Annotated in this window: 23 protein-coding genes; 4 read left to right on the top strand and 19 right to left on the bottom strand. The window is 47.4% G+C overall.

The genetic code is table 11. The features are described from left to right. Positions 1-211: 211 nt before the first annotated feature. The 15 genes from pabB to BUB16_RS01505 all read right to left on the bottom strand — a co-directional run bounded on the left by pabB (position 212) and on the right by BUB16_RS01505 (position 16,215). Positions 212-1,477, bottom strand: coding sequence for an aminodeoxychorismate synthase component I (gene pabB, locus BUB16_RS01575; RefSeq protein ID WP_073059056.1), 1,266 nt, complete (start codon positions 1,475-1,477; stop codon positions 212-214). Further along, positions 1,478-2,368 (bottom strand): aminotransferase class IV, encoded by an 891-nt coding sequence (locus tag BUB16_RS01570; RefSeq protein ID WP_073059055.1) that lies wholly within the window; start codon positions 2,366-2,368, stop codon positions 1,478-1,480. It abuts the gene before it with no gap. Beyond that, complete coding sequence (locus tag BUB16_RS01565; RefSeq protein ID WP_073059054.1) at positions 2,352-2,897, bottom strand: TlpA family protein disulfide reductase; 546 nt, start codon at positions 2,895-2,897, stop codon at positions 2,352-2,354. The genes BUB16_RS01570 and BUB16_RS01565 overlap by 17 nt, the downstream gene beginning before the upstream one ends. Then, positions 2,897-4,690, bottom strand: a complete 1,794-nt coding sequence (locus BUB16_RS01560) for a glycoside hydrolase family 13 protein (RefSeq protein WP_073059053.1) — start codon at positions 4,688-4,690, stop codon at positions 2,897-2,899. Before BUB16_RS01560 ends, BUB16_RS01565 begins: the two co-directional genes overlap by 1 nt. A gap of 70 nt (positions 4,691-4,760) precedes the next feature. Next, a complete protein-coding gene (gene pfkA / locus BUB16_RS01555; RefSeq protein WP_073059052.1) occupies positions 4,761-5,756 on the bottom strand; it encodes a 6-phosphofructokinase in 996 nt (331 codons plus the stop codon). Positions 5,757-5,779: 23 nt separating this feature from the next. Continuing rightward, complete coding sequence (locus tag BUB16_RS01550; protein ID WP_073059051.1) at positions 5,780-6,790, bottom strand: LacI family DNA-binding transcriptional regulator; 1,011 nt, start codon at positions 6,788-6,790, stop codon at positions 5,780-5,782. 75 nt (positions 6,791-6,865) lie between these two features. Beyond that, positions 6,866-7,630, bottom strand: a complete 765-nt coding sequence (locus tag BUB16_RS01545; RefSeq protein WP_073059050.1) for a tetratricopeptide repeat protein — start codon at positions 7,628-7,630, stop codon at positions 6,866-6,868. Positions 7,631-7,696: 66 nt separating this feature from the next. Continuing rightward, positions 7,697-8,353 (bottom strand): hypothetical protein, encoded by a 657-nt coding sequence (locus tag BUB16_RS01540; RefSeq protein WP_139240144.1) that lies wholly within the window; start codon positions 8,351-8,353, stop codon positions 7,697-7,699. A gap of 194 nt (positions 8,354-8,547) precedes the next feature. Further along, positions 8,548-9,786, bottom strand: a complete 1,239-nt coding sequence (gene ispG / locus BUB16_RS01535) for a flavodoxin-dependent (E)-4-hydroxy-3-methylbut-2-enyl-diphosphate synthase (protein ID WP_073059048.1) — start codon at positions 9,784-9,786, stop codon at positions 8,548-8,550. Positions 9,787-9,855: 69 nt separating this feature from the next. After that, positions 9,856-10,728 carry a rhomboid family intramembrane serine protease gene (locus BUB16_RS01530; protein WP_244545617.1) on the bottom strand — a complete coding sequence of 291 codons (873 nt, stop codon included), beginning with the start codon at positions 10,726-10,728 and terminating at the stop codon, positions 9,856-9,858. A gap of 51 nt (positions 10,729-10,779) precedes the next feature. Then, positions 10,780-11,394, bottom strand: coding sequence for a rhomboid family intramembrane serine protease (locus tag BUB16_RS01525; RefSeq protein WP_211483048.1), 615 nt, complete (start codon positions 11,392-11,394; stop codon positions 10,780-10,782). Between the two features lie 271 nt (positions 11,395-11,665). Then, positions 11,666-12,511 carry an HAD-IIA family hydrolase gene (locus tag BUB16_RS01520; protein ID WP_073059045.1) on the bottom strand — a complete coding sequence of 282 codons (846 nt, stop codon included), beginning with the start codon at positions 12,509-12,511 and terminating at the stop codon, positions 11,666-11,668. Between the two features lie 6 nt (positions 12,512-12,517). Continuing rightward, positions 12,518-13,561, bottom strand: coding sequence for a hypothetical protein (locus BUB16_RS01515; RefSeq protein ID WP_073059044.1), 1,044 nt, complete (start codon positions 13,559-13,561; stop codon positions 12,518-12,520). Between the two features lie 12 nt (positions 13,562-13,573). Continuing rightward, positions 13,574-14,929: a glutamine synthetase family protein gene (locus BUB16_RS01510; RefSeq protein WP_073059043.1), complete on the bottom strand. Its 1,356-nt coding sequence runs from the start codon at positions 14,927-14,929 to the stop codon at positions 13,574-13,576. Positions 14,930-15,198: 269 nt separating this feature from the next. Then, entirely contained in the window at positions 15,199-16,215 is a 1,017-nt protein-coding gene (locus BUB16_RS01505) for a glutamine synthetase beta-grasp domain-containing protein (protein ID WP_073059042.1), read from the bottom strand. Positions 16,216-16,594: 379 nt separating this feature from the next. On the opposite strand from BUB16_RS01505, the gene BUB16_RS01500 reads away from it, so the two are divergent. The 3 genes from BUB16_RS01500 to BUB16_RS01490 all read left to right on the top strand — a co-directional run bounded on the left by BUB16_RS01500 (position 16,595) and on the right by BUB16_RS01490 (position 20,124). Further along, entirely contained in the window at positions 16,595-17,488 is an 894-nt protein-coding gene (locus BUB16_RS01500) for a 1,4-dihydroxy-2-naphthoate polyprenyltransferase (protein ID WP_073059041.1), read from the top strand. Beyond that, positions 17,485-18,570, top strand: a complete 1,086-nt coding sequence (menC, locus tag BUB16_RS01495; RefSeq protein ID WP_073059040.1) for an o-succinylbenzoate synthase — start codon at positions 17,485-17,487, stop codon at positions 18,568-18,570. The genes BUB16_RS01500 and menC overlap by 4 nt, the downstream gene beginning before the upstream one ends. A gap of 72 nt (positions 18,571-18,642) precedes the next feature. Continuing rightward, positions 18,643-20,124: an AMP-binding protein gene (locus BUB16_RS01490; protein ID WP_073059039.1), complete on the top strand. Its 1,482-nt coding sequence runs from the start codon at positions 18,643-18,645 to the stop codon at positions 20,122-20,124. A 185-nt stretch (positions 20,125-20,309) separates the two neighbouring features. Here BUB16_RS01490 and purD read toward each other — a convergent pair whose 3' ends face one another. The 4 genes from purD to gatB all read right to left on the bottom strand — a co-directional run bounded on the left by purD (position 20,310) and on the right by gatB (position 25,455). Next, positions 20,310-21,596, bottom strand: coding sequence for a phosphoribosylamine--glycine ligase (gene purD, locus BUB16_RS01485; protein ID WP_073059038.1), 1,287 nt, complete (start codon positions 21,594-21,596; stop codon positions 20,310-20,312). A 217-nt stretch (positions 21,597-21,813) separates the two neighbouring features. After that, on the bottom strand, positions 21,814-22,587 hold the full coding sequence (gene tpiA, locus BUB16_RS01480) for a triose-phosphate isomerase (RefSeq protein WP_073059037.1): 774 nt from the start codon (positions 22,585-22,587) through the stop codon (positions 21,814-21,816). Positions 22,588-22,595: 8 nt separating this feature from the next. Then, positions 22,596-23,951 carry a TlpA family protein disulfide reductase gene (locus tag BUB16_RS01475; protein ID WP_073059036.1) on the bottom strand — a complete coding sequence of 452 codons (1,356 nt, stop codon included), beginning with the start codon at positions 23,949-23,951 and terminating at the stop codon, positions 22,596-22,598. Between the two features lie 61 nt (positions 23,952-24,012). After that, positions 24,013-25,455, bottom strand: a complete 1,443-nt coding sequence (gene gatB / locus BUB16_RS01470) for an Asp-tRNA(Asn)/Glu-tRNA(Gln) amidotransferase subunit GatB (RefSeq protein WP_073059035.1) — start codon at positions 25,453-25,455, stop codon at positions 24,013-24,015. Between the two features lie 511 nt (positions 25,456-25,966). Between gatB and BUB16_RS01465 the strand changes: the two genes are divergently transcribed. Beyond that, complete coding sequence (locus BUB16_RS01465) at positions 25,967-26,539, top strand: hypothetical protein (RefSeq protein WP_139240143.1); 573 nt, start codon at positions 25,967-25,969, stop codon at positions 26,537-26,539. Positions 26,540-26,667 lie beyond the last annotated feature (128 nt).

The raw sequence follows: 26,667 nt of genomic DNA, 5'->3' as shown, positions 1-26,667 counted from the left end.
TAACTCCGCTGACCGGCAGCCTTCGCAGTATGTTACACGCTGTTATAATGTTTGGGGCTCAACAATCGATATAATTTATCTGTATCATAAGGCTACAACAATATACCATAAATCGTTGTGAGAAATACGGGCTGACAGGTGTTTCACGCAGCATTCAGGTTGATAGCACAGGAGTACTGTCCGTTTCTGCTCTATAGTAAAAATGACTTGGTTATGTAGCATCCTTCAAGGCCTGTGCCTTGACCATCGTTTCCTGCCACTCAGCTTCGGGATTCGAATCACCGGTGATAGCCCCGCCCACCGCATAAAACAGTTCGTTGTCTTTGATAATTGCTGTTCGAATGACCACATTAAAGTCAAAATCCCCCGCCGGCTTGATGTAACCGATAGCTCCGGAATAAATACCCCGGCGGTACTTTTCAATTCGTTCGATGGCTTCCATAACGCTAATTTTTGGGGCACCGGTCATGGAGCCCATCGGAAAACAGGATTGCAAGATGCAGACGGGGTCCTTATCCCCGGCCTCTGCTTGTATCGTGGAAACCATCTGGTGGACGGTTCCAAACGTTTCAATATCGAATAACCCCGTAACGGTTACCGACCCTTTTTCAGCAATACGGCTCAGATCGTTGCGGACCAGATCAACAATCATCAGGTTTTCCGCGCGTTCCTTGACTGAGCTGGACAACGCTTCTTTCAGCAAATGATCTTCCTGTTCGTCCTTCCCTCTTTGGGAGGTCCCCTTTATCGGCTGAGAAAAAACCGTCCCGGCCTCCTTGCGCAAGAAACGTTCCGGCGATTGACAGCAGATCGTGCAATCGGGCGTTCGGAGATACGCGCCAAAAGGAACCGGGCCCACTTTTTTCATACTCTGGTAGAGCGCCATGGATGAGCCGCTGAATTTGCCCCGAAGCTGGTGCGACAAGTTAATCTCGTAAAAATCCCCGTCAGCAATCGCCCGCTGCGCCTCCCTGATCCCCCCCAGGTAGTCATCCATTGATAGCTGAGGTTTCAGGTCTCGTACCTTAAAACGGCCCCTGCTGCCACTGAACGCATGTCGCTCATCGTTTGGAGGTATGGATCCCCTGATCATGCGAACCTGAAGAGTATGTCGATCCTGTTCCAGTATAAACCCGGGGACCATAAAATAGAGATCGGGAGCCCCTATCGCATCCGGGTTTTGAGAGCTCAGCAGCTCGGTATGATTCTTCAGGTCATACCCCAGGTATCCAAACAGCCAGCCATCATACTGTTCTCTGAATGCGCGCAGCGCTTCCCACGGGTTGGCTTCAAAATGCTGCCGACCTTCTTTGCCTGTAATATGGATCTCCCTGCCGTAGGCTCTTATTTCAGCTGTGGGCCGGGCGGCTACGTAGGAACGCCGCGACCACGGGTGGTCGCGGGACTGCGACTCCAGCAGTATCACCGGCCCTTTTTGCTCCAGTGCCTTTGAAATCGCTGCAAGGTTAATACACATTCAATCACTACCCGGAAGGAGTTTCAATTTTTGATCTCTATAATCTGAATATAACTGCTTTAATTCGTTAAAAACAGGGTGGTTGGTGTCAAAGGTATGATTATCAATCCGTCGGACAGGCGTAATCTCCCGAACAGAATTGCACAGGGCCACCGCATCGGCCTGGTATAATTTTTCAACCGCATAGCTTCCCTCCCGGCACCGGTACGCCGGATGACGGTCAATTATGTCCAGTACAACCTGCCGGGTAATCCCCCGAATTAAATCACACTCTGTTGAAGGAGTAAAAATTTGTCCCTCTTCAATCCAGAAAATATTGGCGATGGTCGTCTCCGATACCCGGCCGTCAACGGTTTGCATCAGCGCATCATCCGCCTTCTGCGCAGCTGCCTCCTGCGCAGCAAGAATGTAGTTGATGCCGTTGGTAAACTTGCCGGTGGAAGGCAGCGATTCGGAGGGGATACGTCTCGTTGCAACGGTGGCCAAGGCAGGGTAAGTTCCTTCGTAATCGGGACACCGGGAAGCTGTTACCGTATAATGAATTTCAGCCCGGGTCCGGGGCCTATATCCCCGCTCCCCTCCACGCCAGCACTGCAACCTGACAATAGCGTCCCGGTTAAGCAGTGTATTTTCCTGCAGCAGCCGGTGGATTTGCACCTTTAGGCTCTTTTCACGCGGAAGATGTTTCGAATCCATACCCAGCATTTGCGACCCTGCTTTCAGCCGTTCCATATGCTTTTCAAAGAGGAGGGTCTTTCCCCCATACACCCGGAGGGTTTCAAATATTCCGTCGCCATACATAAGTCCCCGCGAAGCCGCATAGGCCACCGGTTCTTTGGCCGGTTTCAGCTTTCCGTCATAGATAATCCAGCTGCTATTTTGGTTTGCCATCCATTATCGTCCTTAAGCTGTCAAATTGAACCTCGTCCATAGATCCTGTCAAAACAAACTCAAGCCTGCCTTCAGGTGCATAAAGTAAATATGCAGGCACTCCGGGAATCTGAAAAGCGGAAAACAGCCGGGAGCCTGCTACATGGTAGAAGGGAAACCCGTGCTCACTTGCATACGAGAGCGCCTCCTCTCTCCGGAGTCCCACCGCGGCCGCAATGACAGTAAGCCGTCCGCCATATTCCCTTTTCAGTTTTGCCAATTGACGGTGTGCTTCAACAGAACGTTCCGACCAGTTCGACCAAAAATGAAGCAGTACAAACCGATCGCTAAAGTCAGCAATACTAATACTTTCCGAGCTTTCTACCAGTGGCCAGGTGACCGTCTGCAGGGAGTCTTGCTGCACTATCCGCTCCTTAAATTCAGAACGCTTGTCCAGTTGGCTGCTTACCGTAAAATAGGCAATAAACAACGCGGCAACGACAGCTACAACGGCTAAAAAAGTATTAAAATATTTGGGATCCAATCTCATTATCGGTCTTGTTCTGGACTTAAGACAACACCGGAAACGGGAGGTAGATTTATTTCGACATGCTCCCTCTCGATTTCCACACGGGTATCGGTCAGCAGGTTTTCCAAATGCTTTTTTTCCGGAATTTCAACGTCACCCAGTGGAATCCGCATATTCTGGGATTGATCTGAACGATTCAGTGCAATGATGGCAAATTTCTGTTGGTTCAATATGCGTGCAAATGCGAAAGTATTCTTATCGTCATCGATGTTCAATGGCTGGAAGGTCCCGGTCTGCAGGGACAGATGCTCATTGCGAATTTCGCCCAGCTTTTGATACCATTTGAAAAGGTTTGGATCAAAATTGTTATCATCGGCGGGACGTTCTTTATTCATGGGGTGTTTTTTTTCCGGTTCATAATTAAACTCAGGCCATACCATCGGTTTTCGGTCGTCAGGATCGCCCGCCCCCCACATACCGGCCTCCGTGCCATAATAAATCATAGGAGCTCCAACATACGTATATTGAAAGAGCGCTATCAGTTTTTGAATGCGGCGTTCCCCGGGATCAGGCTTTCGAACGTCAAAGCCCATCTCCGGCCTTCCGTCTTCATTATATTCCCGGCCGGGATTGACGATCATCGAAGCCAGGCGCGGGGTATCATGACTGTCCATCAGGTTCTGCATCACAAAAGAAGCTTCCCCGGGAAAACTTCTGCGTCCTTTTTTTAAAAGCGTTAAAAATTCGCTGGGGGATAAGGCCCGGTCAATCATATATTTCTGTACGGCTTTGGCAAAAGGATAGTTCATAGCAGCATTAAACAGATCACCGCTTACCCATTCTTTTGATTTATCGGACCATATCTCGCCCACCGTATACGCCTGCGGATTAATGTCCCGGACCAGTGCGTTCCATTCTCTCCAAAACTCTTTTCCCACCTCTTCAGGAACATCGAGCCGCCAGCCATCAACGCCGTCCGAGGGGTCTCCGTCACTATCAGGGTCCATCCAGCGGCGGGTGATATCAAAGATATGTTGCCGCACTGGTTGAATCAGTGTATTCTCAACTTCTTTCCACTCCGGCAATTCTTTATGTCCCCACCACCCGGCATAATCAAATTCAGCATCATTACCATCAGTACTTTTAAACGACTTGACTGCATACCAGTCGCTGAAAGGAGAATTCTCCTGGTTTTCTGCCAGGTCCCGGAATGCCCAAAAATCAGTGCCCGTATGATTAAAAACGCCATCTATGATGATCTTCATTCCCCGGCCATGGACCTTTTTTATGAGTTTCAGAAAAAGGCGGTCGGCGGAGGTCCATTGCCAGGTCTCCGGATCCAGCGGATCTTCCTCCTCCATAATACGTACATCGCCTTCGGGGTCGGGACCAAAGAAGCGATCCACATGATGGTAGCAGCTGGTATCATACTTGTGTAGGGAAACCGCATCAAAAACGGGATTCAGATAAATCGCTCCTACCCCCAGCTCCTGCAGATAACCCAGCTTGTCAATAATCCCCTGCAGGTCTCCCCCGTAGCGGCGGTGATAGACGCCGTCCTGGAAACGATCTCCCAACGATTTCTCCCAATCGGTGCGGTCATACCAGTCTGAGATCCAGGGTCTAATTTCCCACCCCGGGGGACCGCTGACCCGATCGGCCACCGGATCATTTGAGGGGTCCCCGTTTCGGAATCGCTCGGGAAATATTTGGTACCAGATCACATGCTTCGCCCATTCGGGGGTTTGGTAGGAACGATCTGCTCGATCTCCTCCTATTTCTTCTGTTGGGGTATCAACTTGTTCCGTTAACATAATTCTAACATTTTATTAAATATCAATAACCGTTGAGCGCTGGTTCTAATGTAACTATTTGCTCATTACACTAAATAGAGATAATATTGGCGACACGCATGAGCTCCTGATCCATTTCGGGATTCCGTTTGGTCGCCTGTTCAAAATCAGTAAATTCAACTTTTCGATTCCGTACCCCTACCATCATACCGTGGTTCCCCTTCCGGAGGGCTTCTACAGCTGCGACTCCCAGCCGGCTTGCCAGCACCCGGTCGGTACAACTGGGACGCCCGCCCCGTTGCACATGACCCAGGATGGTCACCTTGGTCTCATACCGGTCACCAAAACGTTCCTGCACCTTCTCTTCGATATCATAAACATTTGCATTTTTGTCTCCCTCCGCAACAATCACCAGGCGTGAACTTTTTTTTCGCTGTGAAGTACGTTCCAGTGACTCGAACAGCTGTTCCACCCCCCGGTCCTTTTCCGGGATGAGGATTTCTTCAGCCCCCGCGCCAATGCCCGAGTACATGGCAATGAATCCCGCATCACGTCCCATGACTTCAACAAAAAAGAGCCGGTTGTGAGATGTAGCGGTATCTCTTATTTTGTCAACCGCTTCAACCACGGTATTAACAGCCGTATCAAAGCCCACGGTAAAGTCCGTGCCAAATATATCATTGTCTATAGTTCCCGGAATTCCTACAATGGGAAAATCAAACCTATTTCCAAATTCCATCGCTCCCTTGAAGGTTCCGTCTCCTCCAATTACAACCATGGCATCCAGCTGGTGTTTCTTTACGTTTTCCCAGGCTTTTTTCATGCCCTCATCCGTTTTAAATTCACTGCTCCGGGCGGATTTTAAAATCGTGCCTCCCTGATGGATGATATGCTTCACGGATCCGGCATGCATCTCGCAAATATCATCGTTGATAAATCCGTCGTAGCCGTGCCGAATTCCAAATGGAGTTATATGATAGTATACGGAAGCCCGAACGACCGCCCGAATCCCGGCATTCATGCCCGGGGCATCTCCTCCTGAAGTTAACACTCCAATCCGTTCAATTTTGGGTTCTTTAGATGACATAAATTGATCCTGAATAATTTGTGTTAGTCTTTTCTGTTTGATTTCGCCCGGGTTGTAGATCGAAGAATGAGTTCCGGCGTATAGTTCTTCTGAACCAGTGCTGAAGACTCCTCCCCGAGGTTGTCAAGCAATAATTTCGTTCCTTTGCAACCCATTTCATACATCGGCTGGCGCATCGTTGAAAGGCCGATATATTCGGATAACTGAATATCGTCATATCCTATGATGGGGATATGCACCTGCTGCTCCTTCATGGCCGACAGTGCGCCTATAGCCTGTATATCCGATACGCAAACAATAGCTTCCGGGTGTTCATCCAACGCCAATAGCTGAAGCATGGCTTCATAACCGTTGCGTTCATTGAAGCCATCACGATAATCGGTGCTTCCCCTGGCCGTAAGCGGGTCATCCGGTGTTATCCCATACTCCCGGAGCATTTCATAATATCCTTCGCATCGTTTTGCGGCCGGAATAGAGCGGTCGGCTGCTGTGATCAGTGCGATGCGGCTGAATCCCCTGTCAAGGAAATATTCTGTTGCAATACGCGCTCCCTGCTTGTTGTTGATCTGGAAATAGTTGCAGGATGTACAGGCATCATCGATCAAAATCATCTGCTGACCGAGTTGATTGATCTCCTGCCACTGCCCTTCACTGAGATGAATAGAAACGAAAAGATAACCGTCCGCCCACCGCCTGCCCAATAACCTTTTAACTTGAGAAAACGCCGGTTCTTCAGGCTTTACATTATAAATATGCAGTTCAAAATCTGTTTCCGAAATCGTATGCTGGATACCGTTGAGAACCTGTAGAAAAAAATAGTTGGAAAGCAGCGGCACTACCGCCATAATAACATTATTCTTTCGCCGGGCAAGTCCCCGTGCAAAACCCTGGGGCATATAGCCCACTTCCCGGGCTATATGCAGTACTTTTTCGCGTGTTGCAGGCGAAACTTTTGCACTTTCATTAAATACTCTGGAAACCGTGGCAATACTGACGCCCGCCCGGCGGGCTATGTCGTATATCGTATGGGACAACTTGGATCTACCTCGTTATGAAGTTCTTTGGATAATAATGAAAGCGCTTACAGATATCAACAGAAACTCCATCCGTCAAATATCCTCAATCAACTGTTGGCACTGGTCTTTAATCTCCATATCATCTGAGGTTAAAACAGGCAAGTCTATAGCTGCCTGGCAGGTCACGATAGCCTGTTTATCCCGGCCGAGCTCTTCATACACCCGGGCCAGATCGTAATAGTAACGAGCATATTGCCCCTCCAGGGAGATTGCCCTCTTAATATATTCCGCTGCTTTTTCATTACTTGCATCGCCGGGGACCCCTCCAAAAAGAGTATTGGCAGCAAGCCGCTCAACCCAGCTCAAATTGGCAACCTTAAAATGCCAGCGTCCCAGTACGTGCCAGGCCCCTGCATTGGTACTGTCATATCTGATGGCCCGGTCCGCATATTTTTTGATAGCCCGGGATGCTGCAACACGATCCCTCGCTCCTGAAATCAGGGCCTTACGTCCCATGGCCACGGACATAACAAAATTAGACTGAGAACCGGTGGAATCTACAGCCAGTGCTTTTTCAGCCAATGCAATAGCCCGGTTAAAATAGTCTTCCTGTTCCCCCTCCTCATCCAATCGGTTTCCGATCCGCGAATGTAGGAAACTGCTTCTCCACAGCGCTCGATAGTGATCCGGCTCTCGCTCCAGTACCTGCTTGTACAGTTGCAGACTCTGCTTTTCCTGGTATTCTGCGTAGAGAGAATCCGCCTTGTGAACCAGCGACTCGAGCTCTTGCGCAATGAAAGTCGCAGGTAAAAAAAACAGGCTGAATAGCACTAAAAAAACCGATTTTATAAATCTCATCACAATCACCAATTATTGAGTTAGAAAACCTGCTTTTATCCCGTCATTTGAAAAAATGATAGGTGGTCATTCTTTTATATCTCCATCACTATCGATATAATAAACATGTTCAACAGCATTATTCTGTTCAATCGGATATATGATTTTACGATTCTCCACGGCTGTTATTACCAATTCTTCACTTCCCGAACGCACATCTATTCCTGTTGAAATATGTTCTTTTAAATTTTTTCGATACGCACCCAAACTTTCAGCATGCCGTAATTTTTTATTTTTAAATGTGGCTAAAATAAGTTCCTCGTTCCGGTATATCGAGACTCGGGAACGCAGGATCCATAACATCTTAACATCGCGAAAAGAGGTCTGTGCTACTACCCTGAGGGTATACGGACTGCTTTCAAAAGATTGCCCGCTAAAGCAGTTGCTTGCGTCGGACTCACTCCATTCGGCCATTTTCAGCGAGTCGATAGCAAATGGTGGAGTAAGCGATTGGGAAACCGGGCAGTCTGAAAGATTTTTTAACCGGGCAGTCAGTCCCCTCTTTTGATTGCGCGCATCATGTTGCTCCTGCCGGGCCTGGCTGGAGAATGAACGATAGATCTCGGAATCCATATACTGTTGGTCAACCAGTTGCCGGTTTGACTGGTCCCCGGAATGTTCGCATCCCGCAAGGCCGGTAAAGACTATAAAAACAAGAAGATAACCCATAAGATGGCTTGCCATAACGGTCTGTTCCTTCATTATTCAGAGACCTTTGCAAAACCGTGGTTTTGCCCAATTGCTACATGTTCGCGAATTCAACATCTTTATGCATAGTCTATAGCCTGCGGTTTTGAAATCGCTCGGAATTGATGTTGAACAAAAAAAACCGGTTTCTCAAAACCCTGGAATCCTCCTTAAATGAGGCCGGGAATATACTACAGAGTTTCCTCAACGGTCCCCTCTTTTCCATAGTTGCGCATAATGTAGTCATCCAGGATTTCACGAAACTCCTGGGCGATGTTGTCGCCCCTGAGCGTACTGTGATGTTCTCCATCCATATAGACAGGAGCCTTGGGTTCCTCGAATGTACCGGGCAGCGAGATACCGATATTGGCATTTCTCGATTCACCGGGACCGTTGACCACACAGCCCATGACGGCTACATTCATCTCTTCGACTCCGGGGTACACTTCGCGCCAGACCGGCATCATTTCACGAAGGTACTGTTGAATCTCATCCGCCAATTCCTGGAAATAGGTGCTGTTCGTCCGCCCGCAGCCCGGACAGGCGGTCACCTGGGGGACAAAACTGCGGATGCCCAGGGATTGTAACACCTGTTGACATACCCGAACTTCTTCAGCCCGGTCACCGCCGGGTTTAGGTGTTAAGGAAACCCGGATGGTATCACCTATCCCCTGCTGCAGCAGAACGGACAGAGCAGCTGAGCTGGCCACCATTCCTTTCATGCCCATACCGGCCTCGGTGAGTCCCACATGCAGCGGGTAGTCCAGCAGATCGGCAATACGCTCATAAACATGTACCACATCCTGTACATGCGACATCTTGCAGCTGATAATAATTTTATTGGAAGCTAATCCCACACTTTCTGCCAAATCGGCCGATCGGGACGCACTTTCGACCATCGTGTCGAGCATCACCTGTTTGGATGATTTCGGCTTTGCGAGCTGGTTGTTGGCATCCATTTTTTTGGCCAACAACTTCTGATCGAGCGACCCCCAGTTGACCCCGATACGAACCGGCTTATCGTATTTGATGGCCTGTTCTACAATCGTGCAGAAGTTTTCGTCCCTCGTCTTGGTCCCGGTGTTGCCGGGATTGATCCGGAATTTGGACAGCGCTTTCGCTGCCTCCGGATACTCTACAAGCAGTTTGTGTCCGTTATAATGAAAATCGCCCACGATCGGAACGGTAACATCATCCGCCAGCAGCTGCTCCTTGATATGGGGAACCGCCTGGGCCGCCTTTTTATTATTGACGGTGATACGTACGATTTCGGAACCGGCCCGGTGCAGGTGCCTGATCTGCTCCACGGTGGCATCAACATCAGCCGTATCAGTGTTGGTCATAGACTGTACCACCACCGGTGCACCACCGCCTACGGGCACATCGCCCACCATGACCTGTATCGATTTGCGACGTTTTATTTGAGACATATCTTACAAGTTATACCTTTTGAAGGTTGAATGTTGAACTTCAAATTCAACATTTAACATTCAAAATTATCAGTTCTTTTTACTGAGCTCAAACAACTTTTGCTTCTCCTCTTGAGTCAGCCCGTCATATCCTTTTTCAGAAATTTTCTCCAGGATCTGATCGAGTTCGGCCTGCTCTTCCGTTTCGTCTACTACTTCAACGTCCGACACCGAGTACATATTCTTATTTTTGGTTTTGGATTTCGGCTGCTGGTAGGATCCTTTTAAGCGATACCAGAACTGCTCAAGCGGTAAAATCCATTTACTTAAATTCGACCCTCTCGTTTGCGCCCGCATCAGCAAATAACCGATTCCGGCCCCGCCAAGATGCACGATACGGGCCGTACCGTCCTGGGAGCCCAGCAACAACACATCCAGCGCAATAAGTCCCGCTACCACATAGCGCGCTTGTATAGGCGGCAATAGCAGGAGCATGATCGGCATAGTCGGGAAGAGCATCGCAAAGGCCACCATAATACCGTAAACGGCCCCTGATGCCCCGATAACAAAGTTAAAGCCCATAATTTGAGCGAAGAGAATATCCAGCAGCGCCCCTCCGATACCTGCCCCCATATAGATGACGGTAAAGGTGCGGGGACCCAGATGTTCTTCTACCGCGCGTCCCATCCACCATAGCCACAACATATTAAAAATAAGATGAAACGCTCCCCCGTGCAGAAACATATAGGTGACCATTCGCCACGGCTGAAACAGAGCCGTCTGCCATTCCGGGTAAAAGGCAAAGGCCTGAACCAGCGCGTTGCCATACGTACTGCTGACAATGCCTAGTACGACCTGGAAAATAAATACCGCCACATTAAGCGTAATAAGCGTACGTATCGCCACCGGCAGACCCCGGTAACCGCGCTTAAATGAACTGCTGAAAGATTCGTTGCTGTGCATGCTCTGCATGGTCAGAAAAAGTAGAACGCTTAAATTAACAAAAATCTGGTGTTAATATTGGGAATTTTCCCCTCTCAATCCCCAGTATTTTATCAGAATAAAACCCACAAGCATCCCCCCCAGGTGAGCAAAGTGAGCTACCCCTGAATTGGATCTTGTCAGGCCGCTTATAAGTTCAATAACCCCGAAGCCGGCCACAAAATATTTTGCTTTTATCGGTATCGGCGGAAACAACAACATAATAGGACGGTCGGGAAACATCATCCCAAAAGCCAGGAGAATACCGTAAACCGCCCCGGACGCACCCAGGGTCGGCACGCCCCCGGGCCCTATTACCATATGCAAGAGGGCAGCACCAATACCCGTTAAAAAATAGTAAATCGTAAAGCGCCGGGTACCCCAAAAATTTTCAATTGCCTGGCCGAACATCCATAGCGCAAAAAGGTTAAAAAAGATATGTCCGAAGCCTGCGTGCAGAAACATATAGCTTATAAACTGCCATATCTCAAAACGCCCCGATTCAAGGGGCCAAAGCGCGCCATATTGGAAAAGGGCCTGCCCAATCACAGGTGTATTCAACGCCACAAAGCACAGTCCGTTGACAATTAATAGATGCTTGACGGCAGGCGGAAAAATAGATAATTGCGTATTCGGTTGGTAATTCAAAAATAATCGTATTTGTTGCCATTTTCTTTCACCGGAATATACGGTTCCTAATGATCAAATCGAACTGTATCAATATTGGAATCGTTCCCTATTGTTGTTATTCGTTCTCAGGTTTCGTGAAGTGGATAGCTCGGCGGCACGTCATATCGTAACGTGTACCTTCACATATATAATAAAGCCGACAATCAACACCTTCTGCCGTATTCATCCGGTGCGGTTCCACGAAGCATATAGTCCGTTTGATACCTGCGGGCAAACAAAATGCAAATCATTAGTTTAAAATTGAATCAGCGATATAATCAGGTATGATTCCTGTCGAGTTTATTTTTAGGTCTACATTGTCTGCACGGGTGTTCCCGGAGAGTACCAGCAGTGTTTTAAGGCTGAATTTATTCCCCCCGAGGATATCCGTACGAAGTGTATCCCCAACCATCAGGATATCCTTTTTCTCAAAATTGCCGGTTTTATTTAACTCATCATAGGCATACATAAACATCTGGGTGTCGGGTTTACCAAAACGAATAAATTTCTGATCGACCGTATATTCCACCAGCCTTGAGATGCCCCCTATTGCTATGGCCACATCGTTGTTGGATACCGGGTAGTATTTATCCGAATTGGCTACCACAACCGGCAAGTTTTTACGTCGCAAAAAATTGACGGTCTTATTGATGTCACAGTTCCAGTCAAATCCCTCGTCATCCAGGAAAAGAAGAGCGGATATGTCATCGATATCCTCGAGATCTATATCCGATATGGGAATATGTTCAAGGCCGGACTGCAGTATGTATTCTGCTGAACGTTCGGTCCCCAGATAGGCTATTTTACCCGAGGTAATTTTAAGTTCCAAAAACTGTCGGGCAAGCATGCCGGAGGTAATAATCTCCTCCTTTTTGAGGCCTTCGAGACCAATTGATTCAAAAACCTTTACTTGTTGCTCCTGGCTTCGTGAGGCATCGTTGGTCAGTACTCTAAGGGGGATGCCCAGGCTTCGTATATACTCAATAGAATCCTGTACGCCGTCAATGAGTCCCTCATGGTTTTTCAGCACACCGTAGGAGTCAATAAAGACGGCTTTGTAATTCTTTACAAGCGAATAAAAAGATACTTTTTCCATTATATTTTACAGGTTTAATGCTTCTAATAGCGGTTCAGGGTCGAATTTTTCATCAATGACGGGCAGATGTTCATTATAGGCTTCCTGCTGCAGTCTGTTCGCAAATATTTCGTGAAAGAAATACCGGCCATACTTTATTACATAATTAAGGAGGAAAAAACGATAGGCCTCTTTTAGAAAACGAATTTCTATCTCCTTTAAGGGATATTCCTCATGATAGGCTTTCAAAAACAGGATAAAGCGATCCTCCATCAGCGGATCAACATCATAGCTGAAGATGGTCTTGTCTCCGACACTGGACACGATCCTGCTGAAGAAGTAGAAATCCATCATGCGCGAGCTTACTCTGAACCAGTCATAATCCCAGCGCGAAAAAAGCTGCAGTTCGGGCGTGACAGAAAAGTTACCGATATTCCAGTCCACAAAAACCGGGATGACATCCAGCTCCTCCGTTCCGAGGTCTTCTATATTGGCTAAAAACGTATGACACTGTTTTCTAATAAGATCCAAATGCATGCGGTGTTCGTGCCGGCCGTCTTTGGTTTGGAGCACTTCCAACAGGTGATTGATATCTACTTCAAGTGTCTTGGAAGAGGGCGGAAGCGTATTCTTGATGCTGTAACATGCCTTGTGAAATTGAGCGAAAGATACGGCCAGTTTTTTGATCTGATCCTCATTCAACCGTTTCGGCAATCGTTTTTTTACTTCCATCGGACGATAAAACACCACCCATACATCGATAAGGTCATCCTGATGCCGGTGTACGAAAAGGGAATCCCCCTTGATGAGCGATCGTGCCAGAACATTTTCAAAAGGCGAAGGCAGGTTATTCGCCAACGAGTTGATAATGCTGTGGTCCTCTACAAAATGCTCGTATTTCCCGAAATAGGAGAGCTTGGCAATAATAATATTGTCGTCTGAAAACGTAATGCGATAGACGTGGTTGGTCGAAACTTTGGCGCTTATATCCGTAATAGTTACAATTTCCTTGCTACTGTCATAAGCCTCAACAGCCTCTCTGACAATCTGATTAAAGTTAATCTGGAGCATATATAAATAGTTTTAGATAATTTCAAAATAACGTTTCAGTTCCCAGTTGGTTACCTGTTCGGAAAATTGTCTCCATTCCCACTCTCTTGTCCGGATAAAGTGATCGGTAAAGACTTTTCCGAATAACTCTTCAGGCAGTTTTGAAGATTTCATCGCGTCGGTAGCTTCTTTGAGCGTGGAAGGTAGCAATTTATTACTGCTGTTATCATATTCATTACCCTCGGTCTTTGGGACGTCAAGAGTTAGTTTTTCCCTAATACCATATAAACCGGAGGCCAGGCTGGCTGCCATCGACAAGTAGGGATTTGCATCGGAACCCGGTACGCGTGTTTCCAACCGAGCGGAGGATTCATCGTGGGTGATGACGCGAAGAGCCGTTGTCCGGTTGCCCACGCCCCAGCTGACCGTCGTGGCTGCCCACGAACCTTCCACAAAACGCTTGTAACTGTTGACCGTAGGTGCATACATGGGCAGGATATGCGGGAGACAGTAAAGCTGCCCGGCGATATAGTGCTCGAGCAAATCACTCATGTGATCAGGCTGCGAGTTATCGTAAAATAAATTCTGATCCCTGTTTTCGTCCCAGAGGCTTTGGTGGATATGCCCGCTGCATCCGGGCAAACTTTGATTCCATTTGGCCATAAAGCTGGCCATTATGCCGTGCCGGTGGGCGATTTCCCTGACCCCGCTCTTGAAAAGCGTGCCGCGGTCCGCCGCTTCCAGGACATCACTGTAGGTAATACTGGCTTCGAAAACGCCGTCCCCCGTTTCGGTATGCTGTCCCTCTACAGGCACCCCAAAAGCATTAAGCTGATCAAATAAGTCGTTAAAAAAAGGAGCATTTTGAGAGGATCGCAGAATCGAGTAACCGAACATACCCGGAGACAGCGGTGTCGGATTCTCATAGTTTTTATCTTTAAGCGTCCGGGGCGTTTCATTAAAGTTAAACCATTCAAACTCATTGGAAAACAAAGGGCTATAACCGAGTTCTGCAGACTGACGGCTGACCTTTTTAAGCAGCGTACGGGGACATACTTCCGAGAGGTCCTCCGAGCTGCTAAAGTCGGCTAAAAAGAAAGGCATATCACCCTCCCACGGAATTGTTCTAAAGGTAGCGATATCAACAGACGCCTTTGAATCGGGATAACCGGTATGCCAGCCCGTAACGTTTGAATTGTCATAAACAGCATCATTCACATCCCAGCCAAACACCACGTTGCAAAATCCGAACCCCTCATCCAGAATCTTCAGGAACTTGGACTTGGAAACAACTTTCCCCCGCAATACCCCATCAATATCTACAAGGGCAAGCTTAACCTTATGTCCCTCATACTGTTCTATCGTCTGAACAACTTCTTGTTTTGTCATAGTGCGGTCTGTTTTCAATTAGCTAAGGAGTACCGGTATATCTTTAGCATTAGGCGATATTGAATATGGAACATAACGCAATTCTTGCTAACATTTTGGAGGAGAAGTACGGAAAATACAAATTCAGTCAGGATATAAAAATTGATTAACGCATCCCGGTTGACTGGACAATGCTGCAATGCCCTCTTACGTAAAGGTAATGAAAAACCCCGTTTCCTCACGGAAACGGGGTTTTTTAAACAAGTGCGACTTTACCGATATCTACTCTACTATTGAATATCAGCGCCATTAACCGTCTCAATAATACGAGCCGCAACTTTATAAGGATCAGCATTGGAAGCCGGGCGCCGGTCTTCGAGGCGACCAATCCAACCGTCTTCCTTTGTCGTAACGGGAATACGAATGGAGGCACCCCGATCCGAAACACCATAACTGAACTTGTCTATGGATTGCGTTTCGTGTTTACCGGTCAGGCGTTTGTCATTATCGGCCCCGTACACCGCAATATGCTCATCAATATGATCCCCAAAAGCCTCACAGATGGTCTTCATATTTTCTTCGCCTCCGGTTTCGCGCATGAATTCATTCGAGAAATTCGCATGCATACCGGAGCCGTTCCAGTCGGTATCGCCCAATGGCTTCGGGTGCCAATCAACAACCAACCCATATTTTTCAGCGATGCGTTCTATAAGATACCGGGCAATCCATATTTCATCTCCCGTCGACTTCGCATCTTTACCAAAAATCTGGAATTCCCACTGTCCGGCAGCAACTTCTCCATTTATGCCTTCCACGTTAAGACCGGCTTCAAGGCAGATATCCAAATGTTCCTCGATAATTTCTCTGCCAAACGCAGAATCTCCTCCTACTCCACAGTAATAGGGTCCCTGGGGTGCAGGGTATCCGCTGGCTGGAAAACCCAGGGGACGGCCGGTCTCTGGGTCCGAAAGGAAATATTCCTGCTCAAAACCAAACCAAAAATCACCATCCTCATCGTCAATGGTAGCCCGGGCATTCGTTTCATGAGGTGTGCCATCTGCATTCAGCACTTCATTCATGACGACATAAGCCGATTTGCGGGAAGGATCAGGATAAATAGCTACTGGCTTCAACAAGCAATCAGAAGAGCTGCCCTTTGCCTGTTCTGTTGAACTCCCGTCGAAATTCCACATGGGCACATCTTCAAGATTACCGCTGAAATCATGAAGGACTTTGGTTTTACCTCTGAGCGTTTGCGTTGGTTTATAGCCATCAAGCCAGATATATTCAAGTTTAGAAAAAGCCATGTAAGTTTCAGTTATTGATTGTTAAGTTATTTGTTAACAGTTAAGAATTGAACCGACTTAGAATCCAGTTCTGTGAAAGCTGTACTAACGATCCACAAACTTTCTGTGTAACTTGGGGCCGTTAACAACTGAGTGATTAACCCGCATGTTCTTATAAGCTACTGTCACAGCGTATTAAAACCCATTGCGTTGGCTCAATTCAAATTCCAATAAAAAGCTTTTTTTGAAAATTGTCAACAAAAATTTAAATAAAAAATAAAAATGCCTAACTATATAACCCTATACTAATAAATGAACTAAGTTAATTTATACCAAAGAGTTTCATTCCGGCGAAAAACATTCCCATTTTTTTCAAAAAAAACTAAATTATTTACCGTTTTTGAATCAACATACCCTAAAAATATGGATTGATGCTGCACGTCCCCAAACACTGGCCGCGGCTTTCGTACCGGTCTGTGTTGGAGCAACGCTTGCTGTTTATCATCACACGTTCGACTGGGTGGCCTCTTTCGTTGCACTGCTTTGTGCTTTTCTCATACAGATAGGAACAAATTTTGCAAACGACTATTTCGATTTTCAAAAAGGGGCTGATACCGAAGAGCGTATCGGCTTCGAGCGGGCAACAGCTAAGGGACTGGTCTCGGTGCGCGCCATGCGCAATGCTACGATCATAACGATGGGACTGGCGTTTATACTGGGACTCTACCTGGTGTGGCACGCGGGCTGGATAATCTTTTGGATAGGTGTGGCTTCCCTGGTGTGCGGCATCCTGTATACGGGCGGTCCCTTTCCACTGGGGTATAATGGTCTCGGTGATCTCTTTGTATTTATCTTCTTCGGTATTGTAGCCGTCATGGGATCCTATTATGTTAATGCCCTGCAGTGGAGTACTGATTCTTTCTGGGCTTCTCTTGCTGTCGGGGCATTATCGACCAATATTTTAGTGGTCAATAATTTGCGAGACATCGAACAGGACGGTCCCGCCGGAAAAAACACCCTGGGGGTCCTCTTCGGCGAGAAGGTACTCAAATGGGAATACCTGTTAATGATGATGCTGGCGCTGGCTATTCCGCCCCATTTTTACGTCCAGCTGGAATATGGCATGCCTGTATTTCTTCCATATATAACTCTTCCCATGGCCGGTCTGCTGGTTTTTACCATTTGGACGGAAGAAGACAAGCGCAAATTAAATAAAACGCTGGAACAGACGGCCCAATTCATGACCTTTTACGGCATTCTTTTCAGCGCCGGGATATTACTTGACTTGTTATGAAGATAGATTGCTATACCTATCAACTTCCGTTCAAAAATCCGTTTGAGAGCAGTAACAACGTTTACGCCAGGCGAGAAGGGATTGTATTCGCTGTATCCGGTCCCGGCGGCCCATGCTACGGAGAAGCCGCCCCTCTGCCCGGCTTCTCTTCTGAAACCCTGGAGGACATAGAGACGCAAATTGAAACGCATATCGAAAACTGGTCAGGATTACTGAATTCCGATCATCCTGTTCAGGAGCTCCAGGATCATTACCTGGCGGAAACGACTCTCCCGGCCCTTCAGTTTGCGCTGGACGGCCTGGCCTACCAGGTAGCGGCTCAACAAGCACAACAATCACTGATCTCCTTTTTATTTGAAGAGCCCGCTCCCGCCGTGGCCGTCAACGGACTCCTGTCCCTGGCCGGTTCCGATGACCCGGTATTAACCGCTCAAAAACTACATGCCCGTGGATTCAGGACCATCAAGTGTAAAGTGGGAACCGACTGGCCTTGCGAACAAAAATTGCTGAGGCGAATCCGGGACCGGCTTCCCGGCCTTCACATTCGACTGGATGCAAACCGGGCATGGACAACGGAAGAGGCGATCACTAATTTAAACAGCATTGAACCTGTTGGTATTGAATACTGCGAGGAGCCGCTCAGCCATCCCACCCCTGAAAAATGGGGCGAACTTGACCGGCTAACTAACGTCCCCCTCGCATTGGACGAATCGATTAATAAAAATGAGCAGTGGAAACACCTGTTATCCTATTGCTCATTTCTTATTATCAAGCCGATGGTGATCGGAAGTTTTTCCAGACTCTTTGCTATCCGTCAACGCGCCCGGCAATTTAATTGCAGCCTGGTTTTCACCTCCAGCCTGGAGAGCAGCATCGGGCGGACCATTACGGCTGTTCTGGCATCGGGACTGGGTTCCGAAGATCACGCTCACGGCCTGAATACCGGCTCTCTGCTGGCACAGGATTTCACAGCTCATCAGCCTGAGGTTATCTCCGGTGTTATCTATTCCAATAAGCTGGATCCAGCTGCTGTCGATAAGCAACACCTGAACCAAATAGGCACCCGGAGAATTGGCTCATGAGCAAGGCTACTACAAAAAGATGAGTGAGAAATACGAGTTGAGGCCATCAACAACAACCATGACATGCAACCAATGAATCCTGATATCAAAATACCGACATTCAACGATGCATTGCCCATCGATCTGTTTCTGAAATCTTCGCGCAGCTATATCTATGATGATCTGAGGCAGTTCGAACATGTTTTTTTGCGCTATCTCACGGGAATACACTATGATTTCAACAAGCCGCTGGCCCTGGGGACCTCCAGTTCCGACGAGCTCGTCTTTCTTATCGCTTCGTGCTGGAGACTTGGTATTCCTTTTGTCCCCCTCGACCCTGAGCTCCCCGGCAGGGAGCGTGATCTTCTGTTTCAAGAGCTGGAGATCGGACTCTTTATAAATGAGGGTGAATATGAGAATTCCTCCGGCACATCCTTTGCCACTGTAGACATCGACCGTTTTGCTCTCTCCCGGATATTACACCCTGATTTTACTCCCGAAGAATGGGTAGAGGAACACAAGAAACATATTCATCCCGAGCAATTCTTCGGTTATTTCCTTACCTCCGGCACGACCGGGGTCCCTAAAATAGTCCCCCTGAAACGACGTCAAATGTTGTTCTCTGCCAGGGGATCAGCCAAAAACCTGCAACCCGGGAGGAATCACTTATGGCTGCTCTCCCTGCCCCTGCACCATATTGGCGGTGTTTCGGTAATCCTCCGGTCCCTGCTCTACGGGTCGGGCATCTACCGTACTGACGGCTTTGATATCGCCCGAACTGTCGAGCTGCTGCAACGGGATTCCCGCTTGGCTGCAGCCTCCCTGGTTCCCACCATGCTTAACCGTTTGATGGACAGAACTGACTTTTCTGTCCATGATGATTTTCAGGCGATTCTATTGGGGGGTGGTCCCATTGCTCCATCTCTTGTTGATCAGTGTTTCAACCGGGGCATTCCCATTATATCGAGTTATGGCATGACCGAAAGCTGCGCACAAATTGCGGCCAATCCTCTTATGAGAGTTGGTGATCTGAGTCGTCCCCGGAAAAGCGTGGGCAGGGTTTTTGATCCCAACAGCATTGAAATTCGAAATCAGGAAGGCGAATCCGTGACGGACGGTGAATCGGGATTAATTTGGCTCAGGGGACCCCAGCTTTTTGACGGATACCTGAACAGGGAAAATAACTTTGATGACGACAACTGGTTTAATACCGGAGATTTTGGCCATCTGAATGAGCAAAACGAACTTTTTATCGAATCGCGACGCACGGATTTGATCATCAGCGGGGGCGAGAATATATCCCCCGCGGAAATAGAACAGGCGCTAAAAAATAATTTCGATATACGGGATGCCGCCGTCGTGGGTATACCCGACAAGGAATGGGGACAGAGGGTTGTGGCCATCGTAACGACCGAAGACGACAGGCCAATCGACCGCAATCATATTCAGGCAAAGCTGAAAGAAGTACTGCAATCTTTTAAAATTCCGAAAGAGATCATAAAAACGGATTTCATTCCCCGTACAAAAACCGGTAAGATCAAGCGTGACAAAGTGAAGGATATTTTTTCAAAATAATACCGTAAAGAAGCGGCTGCATTTCTTCATTCCCCGTCACAAATTAATTTCGTTGCCGGATATCCGATGTTTATCTCCCTGAAATACGCACCTGGGCCTCCTGTCCACCGGCTCCTGCTTCATAATTATTCGAGTGGTGGTTACGGGTCACACATTTTCAAGTACCTATGGCCTGTGACCTGAGACTACTCAATATAAGCAAGTCCCTTTGCCCCGATATCGGAACGAAAGTACTTGTTGCCGAAATTGATTTTTTTGACCTCCCGATAGGTATTTTTAATGGCTTCCGGGAGCGTTTCTCCTCCCCCGACCACATTCATTACGCGTCCCCCATCCGTCAGTATTTTTCCGTTCTCCCTCCGGGTCCCGGCATGGAAAACGAGTGCATCATCCGATACGTCCTCTATACCGGTAATTTCCTTTCCTTTAACATAGTCCAGCGGATACCCCTCCGAAGCCAGCACCACACAACAGCGGTACCGGTTATCGACCTTAACATTTTTCTGATCAAGCTCTTCGCTGGCAGCGGCTTCCATCAAATCGAGAAGATCCGACTCAAGAGACGGAAGAATAGCCTGACACTCCGGATCGCCGAAACGACAGTTGTATTCGACCACTTTGGGGCCTTCGGTGGTAATCATAAGTCCACAGTACAGGATGCCTTTATAGGGATTGTCATCCAGCAGCATCGCCGAGATGGTAGGCAGAATAATCTCTTTCTCGATACGCTGGAGCATACGGCTACCCAGCACCGGGGTTGGTGCATAAGCTCCCATTCCCCCGGTATTCAAGCCCGTATCTCCTTCTCCTATCCGTTTATGGTCCTGCGCATAATGGATGATCTTAGCCGTTTTGCCATCCGAGATAACAAATACGGAAGCCTCGTCGCCTTTCATAAATTCTTCAACAACCAGAGTCTCGGCCGCTTCTCCGAAACGGGCGTTTTCCTTTAGCTCACGAAGTCTCTTCTCAACCTCCTCCTCCGTTTCACAAATAAAGACACCCTTCCCGCCTGCCAATCCATCCGCTTTAAGCACGACCGGGTAGATATCCCGCTTTTTGATGACGGATAAGGCCTTGTCAAATTCATCCTGTCGGTAGGTATCGAAGTCGGCCGTAGGAATATGGTTCTCTTTCATAAACTCATTGGCAAATTTCTTGCTTCCTTCCAGCTGAGCAGCCTTTTTGGAGGGACCAAATACCTTGTGGCCGTTATCTTCCAGGAAATCCGTAATGCCATTGACCAACGGTTGTTCAGGTCCCACTACCGTCAAATCAATACCTTGCTCCTCCACAAAACGGAGAATAGCCTGGAAGTCCGAAAGTGACAAGTCTACATTCTCCCCCAGTTGTGCCGTTCCGGGATTCCCCGGGGCGATATAAAGCGTATCCAGTTTGTCCGATCTTGCTATACTCCAGGCCATGGCATGTTCCCGACCGCCGCTGCCTAATAATAATACATTTAAACTCATGTCACTCCGTCAATTGAATTGTAGACTATTGATAATTAGCATGTGTCAATATAGTAATTCAATAGTACGTTACAGGTTATGTCTGCTGAGCAAGTGAAACTGAAGGCCACAGTGACTCCTGCCACACGACTATCGATTGTATAAATAAGTAAATATTACACCTTAGTTCAAAAGAACTTTTGCTCCTGCTTCAGCCTGTGAAATCAATGATGCTATCCTACGAGGAAAGGTCACCGGCGATTTGAATAATTTCCATAAAGCTATCCGCTTGTAAAGACGCCCCCCCAATAAGTCCCCCATCCACGTCCGGCTGGCTGAGCAGCTCTTCAGCGTTGTGCGGTTTCATGCTTCCGCCGTATAAAATCCGGATTCCGCCGGCCCTGTCATTGCCGTATAAATTTGCTATTACATCCCGAATCATCTTATGCATCTCCTGGGCCTGGTCCGGAGTGGCTGTTTCGCCGGTACCGATGGCCCAGATGGGTTCATAAGCAATGACCAAACCGGCGGCTTGGTCTTCCGACACACCAGTCAGGGCCGCTTCCACCTGTTTTCGCACAATCAGCTGATGTTCGCCCGCTTTGCGCTGCTTCAGTGATTCTCCCACACAAATAACCGGAAGCAGGTCATCCGACAATGATTTTTTTACTTTTGCATTGACGGTCTGGTCGGTTTCTCCGAAGTATTCACGCCGTTCAGAGTGTCCCAGTATCACATATTCACAATACACTTCGTTCAGCATTTGAGTACTTACTTCGCCCGTATAGGCGCCATTGTCTTCGAAATGTACATTCTGTGCTCCCAGCGCAACACCGGCTTCCTCTTGCAGTTCATTTGCGGCAACGGTCAATGAGATCATGGGGGGACAAACAAGCGCATCCACCCGCTCTGGAATGGATATATCACTATTTTTGATCCCTCGCAGTAGTTTTTGTGTTTCTGCGGGACCGCAATTCATTTTCCAATTTCCGGCAATTAAGTAGTTTCTCATAATACTATTTATTGTTGGTCTTGATTGGTAATCATTTGAAGATCTTTTATGATGTCCTGAAATTCCCTTCCCACATATTTACGTACGATCCTCCCATTCCCGTCAACCAGAAATCGCGTTGGTATCAGTCGGACATTAAACATTTCCAGCAGTTTTTCGCGGTCAAAAGCCCGGGCGTCCGCAACCGGCCACGGCTTTATGCGTTCTTCAAAAAAAGCATCCACCGTAATCTGACTTTCATCCAGAGGCAAGGTAACCACATTCAATCCATAGTTTTTATAAATGCTGTGGATAACCACCGTCCGATCAAACTGCTCCTGGTAAAGGGGGTTAGCCAGTCGGGTGACCTCAAGAATATAAGGGTTGCCCAGCAACGAGTCACGACTTACCTTTTTTCCCTGCTGGCTGAATTCGAATTCCGGCACTTCGTCGCCGGGCGAAAGATAATTCAGGTCGTAGCCGATGGATTCTGCCCACTGTTGGGCAGTACTGTCAGCAGCATACTGCTCCCGGAACGCCTCCAAATCCTTCTGAGCTGTCTCTACACGCGCGCTGTCGTACAGTAACCCTATCCGTTCCATACGGATCCTCATCTTTTGGTCGCGTCCATCCGTAATATTGGATAGTGTATCCAGGTAAGCCAATGCAGCCTCAAGTCCCTGATCCTCTGCCAAATAGTCTTTTCCATAATTTGCCGCCAGGGGAGCCAGGGCATCCCTCTCCTGCACCTTTCTGAGACGGTTCATCATCTCGGGGTTATTCCATCCCTCCAGCAGTCGGACGGACTCTGCAACCGCTAACTCCCCGGCCCTTGTTTCCTTGTTTTCATTATAGAGATCCATATACAAGTTGCTCCATTTCGACAGTTCCTGCTGAAGGGTGTCACCGCGGAGCTTGCCGGCATTTGCAAACCGGGCAATACGCTGAAATCCACGATTCAGATTTCTAAGTTGCCGCATAGCATCGTGTTCCTGCGATGAGATGTCCAGTGACTGTTCGATATCAGGAAACCGACCGCTGATTTCAACCGAATCATCCTCAGCCAACAATATGGCGAAGCGCACTATAGTTTGTCCATTACGGCTGATAAACGCCGAATATTGTTTTCTTTCCGGAAAAAAAGCCACTCCGGAAAAGACTCCACCGGAATCAGTGACTGCATGGAAGAGCGTATCGGGCGCTGTTTCAACCGAATCTTCCCGGGTAATGGTGACCTGGACCGGCAATAAGTTCCCGGACTGACCGGCAGAATCCACGATTGAAAAATGACCACTGACAACCGCCTGTTTTTTTCGATCATTGGAAGAACATCCCCAGCCGATAAGCGCTATAAGAATGAAAACAGGCAAACAATTTTTACGCATACATGAATGCTTAAGTATTGGTGTTTGCTCTTATACAAGTAAATAATAGAAATACCGGCACCTATTCCAGGCGTTCACTAATGAGTTCCCGAACCAGCTGTGGATTGGCCTTACCCTTTGACCGCTGCATCACCTGCCCGATAAAAAAGCCGATTAATCCTTTTTTCCCCTCCCGGTACCGGGCCACTTCGTCCGGATGGCTGTCGATAACCTCATCCACGATAGGCTCTATGAAACCGGTGTCGGATACCTGCATAAGGTTCATTTCTTTGGCCAGTTCTTCGGCTGACTTATCCTCTTCGAGCATGGCATCAAAAACTTCCGTCATGGCTGAAGAATTGATTTTATCACCTTCACGCAGCTCTACGAGTCCCGCCAGGCGTTTGGCCGAAATAGAAAACTCTTCGATAGTAATACTGCGCTCATTCAGCACTCGCAATACCTCCGACAAGATAATATTCGACACCGCCTTGGGGCTACCTGCGTGAGCTAATACCTTTTCATAGTAATCAGCCAAATAACGATCTTCTGTCAGCGTTTGAGCGTCTTCCTCGCTCATATCAAACTCTTTCTTAAAACGTTTCTGGCGAACATCCGGCATTTCAGGTAAACTCTCCCTGATCTCCGAGAGCATCTCATCGGTCACGACCACCGGGGGGATATCGGGCTCTGGGAAATAGCGGTAATCGTGCGCTTCTTCTTTAGAGCGCATCGTGCGCGTTTCCATTTTGTTGGCATCCCATAAAAGTGTTTGTTGAATGACTTCTCCCCCAGACTCTATCAAGTCAATCTGCCGGTCAATCTCAAAGGCGATCGCCCGCTCTACATTGCGAAAGGAATTCATATTCTTAAGCTCTGTTCGGGTCCCGAATTGTTCACGTCCCCGGGGACGTACGGAAACATTCGCATCACAGCGGAGACTTCCCTCTTCCATATTGCCATCACAAATTTCAAGATACTGCACAATTTGTTTGATACGTTTTAAATATTCATAGGCTTCCTGAGGGGTACGCAGATCCGGCTCAGATACAATCTCAATAAGCGGTACCCCCGATCGGTTAAGGTCGATAAGCGTATTAAACGGATCCTGGTCATGGATAGACTTGCCTGCATCCTCTTCCATATGGATCCGCGTTATCCCGATATCCTTGGTATAGCCGTCCAGCTTTATGGTAATATTTCCATTGTGACAGATGGGCGTTTCGTACTGTGAAATCTGGTATCCCTTGGGTAAGTCAGGATAAAAATAATTTTTACGGGCAAAAATTGATTTTCTTGCAATTTCACAATGGGTAGCCAACCCCATTCTTATGATATAGCGTACCAGATTTTCATTCAACACCGGCAGGGTACCCGGATGTCCCAGGCACAGGGGAGTAACCTGTGTGTTTGGAGAACCTCCAAATTCTGTGGATACAGGTGCAAATGCCTTGCTTTCTGTTAACAACTGGGCATGCACCTCTAACCCTATAACTGCTTCAAAATCTGTATTCGAACTGCTCATGGATAACAATTAATTACTGATTTATTTAGATGGCAAAAGATATTAAACCTATGGGACATTTATTAGTCTATTTTCTAAGGAATATGAAATTCCCTGTTCTCATTATCTGATACACGCGTTTTGCGATTGTTTTCCAAAGAATCTTTTTGGGTCTTCAAGTCCTGAAACATAGTTTTGGTAAAGAGATCGATTGAAGCCGACATACGTTGGTACGCTGTCAGGCCAGTTTTAAATGTTAAAACCACATAGCGAAATAAAATTTATCTATTTGTCAGGAATATATCCCGCATCAACAGTAATTAAAGGGCGCAGGACCCGGTCAGATTAGAAAAGAGTTTTTATTAACCGTATTATATTGGACAGCTACTCAACCGGACAATAGACGGAGCGTTTGAAAAACCAGTAATTTTGGTCCATATCAAATCCTGAGCAAATTCAAAACTGAAGCATGTATAACCCATGTGAAGATTCTTGAATACGCGAACAGGCAGGGATCGACCAAAAGAACGGTTTGGCAAAGACCCATAGACATAAGGCAATGCAGCAAGAACTACATATTCTGGAAGAAGAGACCAATCTCTTTTGGGGCATCATCATTTTGGTATGTACCGCCGGCGGGACATTCTTACTGGCCGGCACTTTTATGTCAATGAAATGGAACATATTGAATTTCCGTCAGTTTACGGCCTTGATTTTATTTTTTATTAGTTTTTGGGGAATATTCAGACTTTCTGAACCTCTTTATCACTTTATCTTTCGTTTTGATGATGATATCCTTGTTATTGACATATATAAAGGTTCAATACATTTCGATTCGCACAAAATAGCTGCCAACAATATCGAGGCGCTTAAATTCGCACCGGACAGCCCCCGTTCCCAAAACGAAGCGCTGTTCGACTTTTCAAGAACTTATCACCTGATGTGGAAGAAGAAAAATGGTACCCGTTTTCAAAGGATGCTATCCATTGAATCCTCCCGTTTCACCCTTAAAGTGGATGATATCGCCAAAATAATGCGCTTTATCCGTAACCGTGTGCCCGATGTTCAGATCCCCTCTGAACAGGAAACCTACTTTAACCTTTAGTATTTCTATTGGTCATGATCTAATAGAAGATTTCTATCAGATGATGAGGTATTATCAATTAACAAATACGGAAATATAAGGGTACCTTTATAACGCCGATTGAGATTGGATAGAAAGGAAGCGTAAAG

It is taken from the genome of Fodinibius roseus, assembly GCF_900129315.1.
Lineage (GTDB): Bacteria > Bacteroidota > Rhodothermia > Balneolales > Balneolaceae > Fodinibius > Fodinibius roseus.
This window is presented reverse-complemented; position numbering and strand designations above follow the sequence as displayed.